This window comes from Anaerobacillus sp. 1_MG-2023 (assembly GCF_030547345.1).
Classification (GTDB): domain Bacteria; phylum Bacillota; class Bacilli; order Bacillales; family Guptibacillaceae; genus Guptibacillus; species Guptibacillus hwajinpoensis_B.
In genome coordinates this window covers 42,595-53,041 of record NZ_JAUORD010000020.1, presented here as the reverse complement: position 1 = coordinate 53,041, position 10,447 = coordinate 42,595, and the positions used below count along the sequence as shown (strand labels likewise).

The following is a 10,447-nucleotide window of genomic DNA, read 5'->3' as shown; positions in this document are numbered from 1 at the left end:
ACAATGTTTTGTTTCCGTAGAAACAACTACTTACATGGCGTTTCGTTCAGTTTTCAAAGATCAATTTATTTCTTTCGATGTCGTTTTCAGCGACTTTATTAATATACCATGTTAACTAAGTCGATGTCAACAACTTTATTGAAATTCTTTTCGGCGTCAACCGCGTTGTTGCGGCGACCTATATAACTATATCAGGGTTACTTTAGATACGCAACCCCTTTTTTGAATTCTTTTTAGAAAAACTAAAAAGAATGAAGTTCGATAAACGAACTTCATTCTAAAGGCTTTTAACTTCTATCGTTCCGTATTTCTCATTTGAGGGAATAGAAGAACATCTCTAATAGAAGGAGAATTTGTTAGAAGCATTACAAGACGATCAATTCCAATACCTAAACCACCGGTTGGTGGTAAACCGTACTCAAGAGCTTCGATAAAGTCATGGTCCATCATGTGGGCCTCGTCATTACCTTGCTCTCTCTCCACAAGCTGCGCTTCAAACCGTTCTCTTTGATCAATTGGATCATTAAGCTCAGTAAATGCGTTGGCGTGTTCACGAGCTACGATAAACAACTCAAAACGATCTGTGAAACGGCCATCTTCAGGATTTTTCTTAGCTAGAGGCGAAATAGCCACCGGATGTCCATATACAAAAGTAGGTTGAATGAGCGTTTCTTCAACTTTCTGTTCAAAGAATTCATTTACGACATGTCCGAATTCCATTGTCTCTTTGATTTCGACGCCATGTTCCTTAGCGATACTGCGCGCTTCTTCATCCGTCATCTCTTTCCAGAAGTCGACACCTGTTGCTTCTTTAACAGCATCGACCATATGCACTCTTTTCCACTCTGGTTCGAGGTTAATCTCATAATCACCGTACTGAATCATTGTAGAGCCTGTTACCTCTTTAGCGATGTGAGCAACCATTTGCTCTGTTAAGGACATGACATCTTTATAATCCGCATAGGCTTCGTATAACTCAAGCATTGTGAATTCAGGATTGTGTCGTGTAGAAACACCTTCATTTCGGAAAACTCTTCCGATTTCATATACACGCTCCATGCCACCTACAATCAATCGCTTTAGATGTAGTTCAATGGCAATACGCATATAAAGCTCCATATCAAGAGCGTTGTGGTGTGTAACGAAAGGACGTGCTGATGCGCCGCCAGGAATAGAGTGCATCATTGGTGTTTCAACTTCTAGGAAACCCTGGTCATCAAGATAACGTCTCATCGATTGGATGATGCGACTTCTTGCGATGAACGTTTCTTTAGAGTCAGGACTCATTATTAAATCAAGATAACGCTGACGGTAGCGTTGTTCTACATCTTTCAAACCATGGAATTTGTCTGGCAATGGACGTAGTGATTTTGAAAGCAAATGAAGGTCACTCGCTTTAACAGAGAGTTCTCCGACTTTTGTTTTGAATGCTTCACCACTTACACCAATGATATCTCCAATATCCATTGAATCAAAAAGATCATACTGCTCATCTCCAACAGTGTCTTTACGAACATAAAGCTGAATTTGACCAGTTAAATCTTGAATATGCGCGAATCCCGCTTTTCCTTTTCCACGTTTAGTCATAATTCTTCCAGCTAAGGAAACTGCCTTGCTTTGTTCAGCTAATTCTTCCTTTGAAAAAGAATCGAACTCTTCTAACATTTCGCTAGCTGAATGAGTACGATCAAACCGATGTCCGAATGGATCAATATTATTCTCTTTCAGAACGTCAAGCTTTTCTCTTCTTACTTTAAGAAGGTCATTCAGTTCAAGCTCCTGACTCATCTCTATCACTCCTGTCAAATCTATGTTTATCCCGCTATAACTTTATCGGAAAGCATCATGAATAGCAAGCATTCACTTATATAAAACTTATGACAAACGCCCCGGGTGTATCATGGCAAAGATGAAGAGCTAGTTAGAAGGTCAAACTGCCTGTCTAAATTCAAGCTCTGCAATAAACGCGCATAGTAATTCAGCAAGACCATCTCTCGTAGTCGTTACATTGATTTGGTAAAGAATCTTACCGTTACCGTGAAGTTCTATTGAGTATTATTCAACATGTTTACCTATTTAGTGAACGGAAACTTTTTCTCCTTTAAGCTCTATAAGACGATCAAGATGAAGCATTGCTACATCAATCTTCTCTTTAACCATAGGATACCCAGAATCTTTTCGGTTTCAAGGTATTGAACCGTGCGATAAAGCAACATCACCAGTCGTTAACACGCTTCACTTCACTTTTTAGTTGTGTTCTAAAGGAAAAAGTTCCTCAAGCGGAACTCTGAGCTGCTTAGCTACTAGCTGCATAAAATCATTTGTAGGTCTTCGGTTCCCTCGCTCGATCTCTCCTAGTACAGATACCGAAACGCCGAGTTCCTTCGCAAGCTGTTCCTGAGTATAACCTTTCAACTTTCGAAAAGCGCGAATACGTCTTCCGTAGATCTCCGCTTCCATAGACGTACACCTTCTTTATCTTCTATATGATTAAAATAGGAATCAATTCTCTTATTGGTAGTTGGAATAATAATATCAGGACTCAATTCGTGAAGAGGTATAACCACAAATCCTCTTTGAATGAGACGAGGATGAGGAATGACCAGACCTTCTGCTACAATATTCTCATGATTATAGAGCAAAATGTCAAGGTCTATTGTTCTTGGACCCCATCGAATGTCGCGCTCTCTACCTAGAGACTGCTCAATCCCTTGGAGAATTTCGAGCAGCTGAAATGCATTCAATTCTGTTTCTAGCAAAGCCACCATGTTAAGAAAAGCACCCTGCTCTGTTACACCTACAGGAGCGGTTTCATATAATGAGGATGTAGATGTGATCTCTACACCTGGGTACTCTTGAAGTCTTAATAAAGATGTTTTGATATAGTTTTCTCGATCCCCTACATTGGATCCAATACCAACATATACACTATTCATTACGTTCCCTCTTCATCTCGATTGCAACAGAATCATATTGACCATCGATTGGAGGATCCGGTTTAGTCACTTTCACCGTACAAGCATCGACAATCTCAAATTCTTGAAACATCTTTTTTGTTATTTCCTCAGCAACAGTTTCAACTAGCTTTCTTGGTGTGCCTTCAACAATTGATTTGATTGAATTATACGCGTCTGCATAATTCACAGTGTAATTTAAATCATCAGAGTTACTAGCCTTGGATAGATCTGTTTCGAGGGCCAAATCAACATAGAAACGTTGACCAAGCTTATTTTCTTCAGGAAAAACGCCGTGATAACCGTAAAATTTCATTCCGTTTAGATAGATCTTATCCATATCATTCACTCTCCTGTTGTTTAATTAAGCTGTGGTTTAAGCATAGCATCCATCATACGAGCCATACGTACCATTGGTTTCACATCATGAACTCTGATAATTTGAGCGCCTCTTTCAATCCCGAGACAAACTGTCGCTCCAGTACCTTCTACTCGATCATTCGGCGGCGTATTCAATGTTCTAGCAACAATCGATTTTCTTGATGTACCAAGCAAAACAGGATATCCAAGAGAAGAAAATTCATCGAGTCTCCTCATAACTTCAAGATTTTGCTCATGAGTTTTTGCAAATCCAATTCCAGGATCGAGAATGATATTTTCAGTCCGTACACCTGCAGAACGAGCTATCTCAATACTTTCTTCAATGTCAGACTTGATATCAAGCATGATATCCGCATAATTCGTGTCATACCGATTATGCATAAGAATAATTGGTACATTATGTTCCGCTGCCACCCTGGCCATATCAGGGTCCGCCTTAGCTCCCCATACATCGTTAATAATATCCGCTCCTGCTAATATTGCTTGATTAGCCACTTCCGCTTTATAAGTATCAATAGAAATAGGGACGTCAACAGTATGACGCACAGCTTTGATAACTGGAATTACACGGTTCAACTCCTCATCCACCGGAACTATTGTAGCCCCTGGGCGGGTAGATTCACCGCCAATATCAATTAGGTCCGCTCCATCTTCAACAAGTTGGAGAGCATGAGCTACCGCTTGTGCTGTAGTGTTATATTCTCCACCATCAGAAAACGAATCAGGGGTTGCATTCAGAATACCCATAATCCAGGTTTTTTCATTCCAGTCAATGAATCCATCCTGCCATTTCATCATCATTGGGTGTTTTTTATGATTATCTATTACCGTCGCCAAACGGCTCACTCCTTTTCGTACATACGTTCTCGGTTAGCATTCATTTCGACTCATTAACGAAGTGCGGTGTTGTTCATATTGAAGGATGAGCTCATTTGTCGCATGACCCTCAAGTCCCGGTAAAGATTTGTGCTCAATCTTAGATAATGGCACGATCTCTTGGATAGAATTTGTAACAAACACTTCATCCGCTTCAAGAATTTCCTTTTTCTCGAAGTTACCTTCCCTAACTAAAATCCCCTTTTTTCTTGCAACATCTATTACATATTGTCTAGTAATCCCATTTAAGATTCCTGTAGTAAGGTCCGGGGTGTAAAGAATGCCGTTTTTAAACCAGAATAAATTTGAAACAATTCCTTCAGCAAGCTTTCCTCTTTGTGAGAGAAAAATCCCTTCCACTGAAGGATCATTTCCAACTTCTCTTTTCGCAAGAATATTATTTAAATAGTGGTGTGATTTAAGTCTTACAGGGCCTTCAGGCGTATTTCGCCTAAGCGAAAGAATCACACCATGCTTTTCTTTTTGTACTGGGTCGCCTATTTCTTTCACATAAATAATTACCGTTGGACTATTGTAAGGTTCCGTCCTCAGACCAATCTCTCCTTCTCCAGCAGAAACATTTAAGCGAACATATGCGTCTGTAATGCCATTCACTTCAATCGTTCGCCTTATCTCAAAGAGAAGCCCTTCTTTTGTAAAGGGTAGTGCAATTTGAAGTTCATTTAAGGAATCACAAAGGCGATTATAGTGATCTTCAAATAAAAAGGGATGTCCATTGTACGTTCGAAACGTCTCAAAAACTCCCACTCCATAGAGATAACCGTGATCATAAGCCGGTATAACAGCTGATTTTTCATCGACAAGTTCTCCGTTAACGTTTATAAACATGGCTCTTTTCGATGCTCATCTATAAAGTTCTTAAGCAAAGCTTTCCCTATACCAGTCATAATCGATTCAGGGTGGAACTGAACCCCTTCAATCGCAAGCTCTTTATGTCGAATTGCCATGATTTCGCCTTCCTGTGTCCAGGCGCTGATCTCAAAGCATTCCGGTAATGTCTCTTTTTTGACAATTAATGAATGATATCTCGTTGCAGTAAACGGATTCTCGAGTCCCTTAAAGATTGATCGCCCGTCGTGATGCATCGGGGATGTTTTCCCATGCATTAGTCTATCGGCTTTAATAACATCTCCACCAAATACCTGCGCAATTGACTGGTGACCAAGGCACACACCGAATATCGGTATGCTACCGGCAAAGTGCTGAATAACAGACATACTAATTCCCGCTTCATCAGGACTACACGGTCCTGGAGAAACCATAATAAATGACGGACGAAGCTGTTCAATTTCTTGAATAGTTATCTCATCATTTCTTTTTACAACTAGCTCTTCTCCCATTTCTCCAAGGTATTGCACAAGGTTATACGTAAATGAATCGTAGTTATCAATCATTAAAATCATTTTGTTTCCTCCTCTAAGCTAATCTCTGCTAATCTCTTCACTTAACTCTTTTGCTTTCCATAATGCTCTTGCTTTCTTTAGTGACTCTTTGTACTCCGCTTCGGGATTAGAGTCAATTACAATTCCAGCACCGGCTTGTACGTGAGCAATATTATCTTTAATGACCATAGTTCGAATAGCAATATTTAATTCCATATCATCATTGAACCCAATCCATCCGATAGATCCAGTGTAAACCCCTCGGCGAACAGGCTCAAGTTCTTCAATAATTTCCATTGTTCGTACCTTAGGAGCTCCCGTAATTGTCCCCCCTGGAAAAGTGGCTTTAATAGCATCAAATGCTGTCGCTTCAGGCGATGAAATACCACGAACGTTTGAAACAATGTGCTGCACATGAGAATATTTTTCGATCACCATAAACTCATCTACTTCTACCGTTCCATAGGTACAAACGCGCCCCAGATCATTTCGCTCAAGATCGACAAGCATCACATGCTCGGCGCGTTCTTTCTCATTCTCAATAAGGGTCCGTGCAAGTTCTTCATCCTCATCGTCATTCTTTCCCCGTGATCTCGTCCCCGCAATTGGTCTTGTACTTAATTCTTGTCCCTTTTTCTTAATAAGTAATTCTGGTGAAGCACTCACAAGATCAAATGAGTGAGTATGAATAAAGGACATATACGGAGATGGATTAATCGTTCTAAGCGTCTCGTAAATAGAAATAGGGGCTGTGTGGAGACTTCTTGACTCTCTTAAGGAAAGATTGACCTGAAAAACGTCTCCAGCTGAAATATACTCCTGTACTTTTCGAACGGCCATCGAGAATGACTCTTGACTCATTGAAAAGGTCTGTGTAGCTGCTTTTGAATAAGAATCAGCCACAGAAGAACTTGCTTCACTTTGTTGTACCCACTTCTCCTTATACGCTTCGAGACGCCGCTTACCTTCTTCTTTATTTCCCTCTTCAACTTGTGCAATAAACCATAGTGTTTGCGTAGTGTGATCATATACGCCAACATCTTCATACACAACAAAGAAAAGTTCAGGAAGCTCCAGGTCATCTGATGCTATATCAGGAAGTTTTTCAATTTGACGCGCAATATCATAGCTCAGAAACCCCATTGCCCCACCCTGAAAGTCAGGTAAGCGTTCATCCATGATCGACACATTCCGTTCCATCCAGTGTTGCATCAACTCAAGTAAATTACCCTCTAACGTTTTCGGTTCTTTTCCTACTTCATCAATCGTAAGAAAATTGCCGTGTCCATACAGGCTCGCAATAGGCTTAATACCAAACATGCTATATCGACCACCACGTGTACTATCCAATAAAATATGTTCATCGCGGCCTTCAATAAAAGATTTATACCCTGAAAACCACTCATCCGCACTTAATTCGAGAGTTTCAAAAATTGAAACCCGTGTTGTTTTCTCTAGTTGTTCCGGCAAATTTTTCACACCCTATCACAAGCTAAGCGTACGCCCTGTTTATGCCTCTATTCTACATGAAGTCTTTCGTTGCTTCATCCTTTTTATATTCCCCAAACTCTTCTGAACAACCTTTTAGAAAAACTTACCTTTTTTCTTTTCGTTTAGCTTTTTGTTGTCTCTAATAAAAAACTTGATAGACTGTCTTGTTTAATTAACTATTATTTAGGATAGTAAAGAATCAATACTTCAAAAAACTAAAAAGAAAAACAGCCCGTTAAGGACTGTTTTTAGAGTTGCTTAATCTTCATCAAATTGAAAAAGAGGTGTGCTGAGGTAACGTTCCCCATTACTTGGAATTACAGCAAGCACTTTCTTTCCTTTACCCAGTTTCTTTGCTACTTCCAGCGCTGCATAAATCGCCGCGCCTGAAGAAATGCCTCCAAGAATACCTTCTTCTCGTGCAGCTTTTCTAGCCCATTCAAAAGCCTGATCATTTTGAACCTGAACGACTTCATCATATACATCCGTATTCAAAACTGCCGGTACAAATCCTGCACCGATCCCCTGAATTTTATGTGGGCCAGGCTTGCCTCCGGATAGAATAGGTGAATCTGTTGGTTCAACCGCGTATAGCTTGATCGAAGGGAAATGCTTCTTTAACACTTCTCCTGCTCCAGTAATCGTACCACCAGTTCCAATACCTGCCACAAATCCGTCAAGCTGGTCCATCTGATCTACAATTTCTTGACCAGTCGTACGACGGTGCACTTCCGGATTTGCTTTGTTATTAAATTGCTGAGGCATGAAATAACCATGTTCCTTCGCTAGTTCTTCTGATTTACGAATCGCTCCGCCCATACCTTCAGAACCAGGAGTAAGGACAAGCTTTGCTCCATACGCCTTCAGCAGGTTACGACGTTCCGTGCTCATAGTATCTGGCATAACAAGAACAGCCTGGTAACCTTTTGCAGCCGCAACCATCGCAAGACCAATACCCGTATTTCCACTTGTTGGTTCTACGAATGTATCACCAGGTTTCAATTCACCTTTTTCTTCAGCTGCTTCGATCATTGCAAGTGCAATACGATCTTTAACGCTGCTTCCAGGGTTCATGAATTCAAGCTTTAAATATACCTCTGCATGTTCCTCGTTAGTGATGCGATTTAGTTTCACAATAGGTGTTTGACCGATTAAGTCAGTAATAGAATTTGCTACCCTCATCATCACGCCTCCTCAAACCCGAGTGTTTTTATAGGAATTCTCTTTCTAAAAGAATATCACCGTAGGTCAAAAGTGTCAATTTGAACCTTTTTAAACTTTACTCTCAGCGTGTAATTCTTCAAGCTCTTCTTTCGAGAAGTGATAATGTGCATTGCAGAAGTGACAAGTTGTTTCCGCTTCACCGTCTTCTTCAATCATACTTCTGATCTCTTCTTTGCCAAGTCCCATAATGCCATTCGAAAATCGCTCTTTGGAACAACTACATTCAAATTGAACAGGCATATTGTCAATAATTTTAATGTTTTCTTCTCCGAGAAGATCATTCAAAATTTCTTCAGGTGTTTTCCCTGCTTCAATCAATTTAGAGATTGGAGGAATCGCTTCAATACGCTTTTCAATAAAACGGATCGTTTCTTCACCTGCACCAGGAAGTAATTGAATCATAAAACCACCAGCTGCAAGAATCGTATTATCTGGATTAACAAGCACGCCCACTCCAACTGCTGAAGGAACTTGTTCTGAAGTCACAAGATAGTACGTAAAGTCTTCTCCTAATTCACCTGAGACAATCGGAACTTGCCCTGTGAATTTTTCACGCATACCAATATCTTTTACAACGGATAAGAAACCATCTTGTCCAACGGCACGCGCAACGTCCAATTTCCCATTATCATTAAGATCAAAGTGCACATGTGGATTGCTTACATACCCGCGCGTTTCACCTTTCGCATTAGCGTCTACTACAACGGCTCCGATAGGACCACCGCCCTCAATCTTCACAGTGATTTTCTCTTCACCTTTTAGTCCTGTTGCTATCATTGTCGAAGCAGTCATAGCACGACCAATTGCAGCGGATGCAGTTGGCCAAGTAGTGTGACGTCGCTGTGCTTCCGCAACCATTTCAGTACTAGATATCGCATAAGCCCTTACATTGCCATCGAACGCAAGTGCTTTTATCAAATAATCATTCATTTGTTTGTAGCTCCTTTCACTAATGGGCCAATGCCCAATTACACGATACAATATTTTTTCAAGAACTTCCATTATGAGAAACTGACATGCTCTCGCTTCCATATCTTTCGTTAAATAAATCTGTGGTCTGCGACTTACCTTTTAAATACTTTTGTGTACTAACTTTAGATATCATTATGGAAAACGTCTCATTCAATAATAAAATAAGAGATATAAAGAGTATCTATTTTTATTTTCCCCCAAAACGCAAAATGAAAAACGCACCCCGTTTTATCGGTATGCGTTTAATTCTTCTTTGTTCTTATTATAAATTAAGTGTAATCCTTTTAATGTTAGAAACGGGTCAACCACATCGATAAGATCGCATTCTTCTGCTATAAGTGAGGCAAGTCCACCAGTCGCTATTACAGTAGGTTCCTTCGGAGAATGTTTCTTCATCCTAGAAACAATCCCTTCCACTTGTCCTACGTATCCATATAGCGTGCCGCTTTGCATGGCGCTAACCGTATTCTTTCCAACGATATGATTTGGCTTCGCAATTTCAATTCGTGGAAGCTTTGCTGCATGCATGTATAGAGCTTCTGTCGAAATGTTAATGCCTGGTGCGATGGCGCCCCCAACATACTGTTTTTGCTCATCAATGTAGCAGTAAGTTGTAGCTGTTCCAAAATCCACAATAATTAGCGGTGCTCCATATAAATGAATCCCCGCCACGGCATTCACAATACGATCCGCTCCTACTTCTTTCGGATTATCATATTTTATATTGAGGCCCGTCTTAATTCCTGGACCAATCACTAACGGTTTATGATGAAAATATTTCTGGCACATACGCTCAAGAGCGAACATAATAGGTGGCACTACAGACGAAATAATGATGCCTTCCACATCGTCAAAAGAAAGCTCCTCATGAGAGAAGAGTCCTTTAATAACCATTGCGTATTCATCTTCTGTCTGTTTTCTGCTTGTCCCCATTCGCCAGTGATGCGTTAACTCTTCGCCTTCATATACACCAAGAACAATATTTGTATTTCCTACATCAAGCACAAGTATCATATTATCACCTTATTAAAAAAATTTAACTTTCATCATGCTCTCTATAGTTATACCACACAATGGAATTAAAAACGAAGTTCTTTTTTGAAAACGATTACTATCCATATGGATTTCACAAAAAACAAGCATTTA

Annotated in this window: 11 protein-coding genes; all 11 read right to left on the bottom strand. The window is 40.2% G+C overall.

Going from position 1 to position 10,447, the window contains the following annotated elements:
- Nucleotides 1-294: 294 nt before the first annotated feature.
- The 11 genes from lysS to Q4550_RS21970 all read right to left on the bottom strand — a co-directional run bounded on the left by lysS (nt 295) and on the right by Q4550_RS21970 (nt 10,315).
- Entirely contained in the window at nt 295-1,788 is a 1,494-nt protein-coding gene (gene lysS, locus Q4550_RS22020) for a lysine--tRNA ligase (protein ID WP_303536083.1), read from the bottom strand.
- A 459-nt stretch (nt 1,789-2,247) separates the two neighbouring features.
- Complete coding sequence (locus tag Q4550_RS22015; protein WP_283153205.1) at nt 2,248-2,460, bottom strand: helix-turn-helix domain-containing protein; 213 nt, start codon at nt 2,458-2,460, stop codon at nt 2,248-2,250.
- Entirely contained in the window at nt 2,412-2,936 is a 525-nt protein-coding gene (gene folK / locus Q4550_RS22010; protein ID WP_194222621.1) for a 2-amino-4-hydroxy-6-hydroxymethyldihydropteridine diphosphokinase, read from the bottom strand. The genes Q4550_RS22015 and folK overlap by 49 nt, the downstream gene beginning before the upstream one ends.
- Nucleotides 2,929-3,294 carry a dihydroneopterin aldolase gene (folB, locus tag Q4550_RS22005; protein ID WP_194222620.1) on the bottom strand — a complete coding sequence of 122 codons (366 nt, stop codon included), beginning with the start codon at nt 3,292-3,294 and terminating at the stop codon, nt 2,929-2,931. Before folB ends, folK begins: the two co-directional genes overlap by 8 nt.
- A 20-nt stretch (nt 3,295-3,314) precedes the next feature.
- Nucleotides 3,315-4,136, bottom strand: a complete 822-nt coding sequence (gene folP, locus Q4550_RS22000) for a dihydropteroate synthase (protein WP_303536088.1) — start codon at nt 4,134-4,136, stop codon at nt 3,315-3,317.
- A gap of 69 nt (nt 4,137-4,205) precedes the next feature.
- A complete protein-coding gene (pabC, locus tag Q4550_RS21995) occupies nt 4,206-5,060 on the bottom strand; it encodes an aminodeoxychorismate lyase (RefSeq protein ID WP_303536081.1) in 855 nt (284 codons plus the stop codon).
- On the bottom strand, nt 5,051-5,635 hold the full coding sequence (gene pabA / locus Q4550_RS21990; protein ID WP_226616869.1) for an aminodeoxychorismate/anthranilate synthase component II: 585 nt from the start codon (nt 5,633-5,635) through the stop codon (nt 5,051-5,053). Before pabA ends, pabC begins: the two co-directional genes overlap by 10 nt.
- Before the next feature lie 18 nt (nt 5,636-5,653).
- Nucleotides 5,654-7,048: an aminodeoxychorismate synthase, component I gene (pabB, locus tag Q4550_RS21985; protein ID WP_303536085.1), complete on the bottom strand. Its 1,395-nt coding sequence runs from the start codon at nt 7,046-7,048 to the stop codon at nt 5,654-5,656.
- Nucleotides 7,049-7,363: 315 nt separating this feature from the next.
- Nucleotides 7,364-8,290 carry a cysteine synthase A gene (gene cysK / locus Q4550_RS21980; protein ID WP_303536078.1) on the bottom strand — a complete coding sequence of 309 codons (927 nt, stop codon included), beginning with the start codon at nt 8,288-8,290 and terminating at the stop codon, nt 7,364-7,366.
- 87 nt (nt 8,291-8,377) lie between these two features.
- Nucleotides 8,378-9,259, bottom strand: coding sequence for an Hsp33 family molecular chaperone HslO (hslO, locus tag Q4550_RS21975; protein ID WP_303536077.1), 882 nt, complete (start codon nt 9,257-9,259; stop codon nt 8,378-8,380).
- 270 nt (nt 9,260-9,529) lie between these two features.
- Entirely contained in the window at nt 9,530-10,315 is a 786-nt protein-coding gene (locus Q4550_RS21970; protein WP_303536075.1) for a type III pantothenate kinase, read from the bottom strand.
- Nucleotides 10,316-10,447: the final 132 nt, after the last annotated feature.

Bases quoted from the DNA above. Each gene is read 5' to 3' on its own strand.
- lysS (WP_303536083.1), bottom strand. From the start codon at position 1,788: ATGAGTCAGGAGCTTGAACTGAATGACCTTCTTAAAGTAAGAAGAGAA.
- Q4550_RS22015 (WP_283153205.1), bottom strand. From the start codon at position 2,460: ATGGAAGCGGAGATCTACGGAAGACGTATTCGCGCTTTTCGAAAGTTG.
- folK (WP_194222621.1), bottom strand. From the start codon at position 2,936: ATGAATAGTGTATATGTTGGTATTGGATCCAATGTAGGGGATCGAGAA.
- folB (WP_194222620.1), bottom strand. From the start codon at position 3,294: ATGGATAAGATCTATCTAAACGGAATGAAATTTTACGGTTATCACGGC.
- folP (WP_303536088.1), bottom strand. From the start codon at position 4,136: ATGATGATGAAATGGCAGGATGGATTCATTGACTGGAATGAAAAAACC.
- pabC (WP_303536081.1), bottom strand. From the start codon at position 5,060: ATGTTTATAAACGTTAACGGAGAACTTGTCGATGAAAAATCAGCTGTT.
- pabA (WP_226616869.1), bottom strand. From the start codon at position 5,635: ATGATTTTAATGATTGATAACTACGATTCATTTACGTATAACCTTGTG.
- cysK (WP_303536078.1), bottom strand. From the start codon at position 8,290: ATGATGAGGGTAGCAAATTCTATTACTGACTTAATCGGTCAAACACCT.
- hslO (WP_303536077.1), bottom strand. From the start codon at position 9,259: ATGAATGATTATTTGATAAAAGCACTTGCGTTCGATGGCAATGTAAGG.
- Q4550_RS21970 (WP_303536075.1), bottom strand. From the start codon at position 10,315: ATGATACTTGTGCTTGATGTAGGAAATACAAATATTGTTCTTGGTGTA.